We start from the raw sequence: 490 nt of genomic DNA on the forward strand, positions 1-490 counted from the left end.
TTTTTTTATGTTTAATTTTTAAATGTTAAACCAATTCGTTCAGATAGGGCCTACTTTTATAAATTACTATTAAGCCACTTGATCGGTTATATCTGCAATTTGAATCAGTTTACGATTGAGGATCTTTTTAGTACAGCAACAACACTTACCGCATTGGCTGCCCACTTTAAGCTCTTTAGTTAGCTCGCGCATGGTAGTAGCACCATCGTCGATGGTTTGCTCAATTTTTTTATCGGTCACACCGTGACAAAGACAAACATACATGAATACAAACAACTCTCAATTTCATTTAGTAGGTTTATATTAATCTAAACGAAAATAGTTATCAATTGGTTTTTTATAAAATTTGAATTTTTTGCATTTTTTTTTGGCCAGCGCCACTTAAGTTGAGAATTCGCGGCAGCTTGAGAATTGTTTGAATTTTATTCGAAGTATGGCACTTAAATTGAGATTTATTAACTAAAGTCTGACCTTAAATTTAAGTAGGTTC

1 protein-coding gene is annotated in these 490 nt (G+C 32.4%); it reads right to left on the minus strand.

From position 1 onward, the window contains the following. Positions 1-69: 69 nt before the first annotated feature. Positions 70-264, minus strand: coding sequence for a (2Fe-2S)-binding protein (locus P20311_RS14545; protein WP_010389142.1), 195 nt, complete (start codon positions 262-264; stop codon positions 70-72). Between the last annotated feature and the right edge of the window lie 226 nt (positions 265-490).

The organism is Pseudoalteromonas sp. BSi20311 (assembly GCF_000239875.1).
Lineage (GTDB): Bacteria > Pseudomonadota > Gammaproteobacteria > Enterobacterales > Alteromonadaceae > Pseudoalteromonas.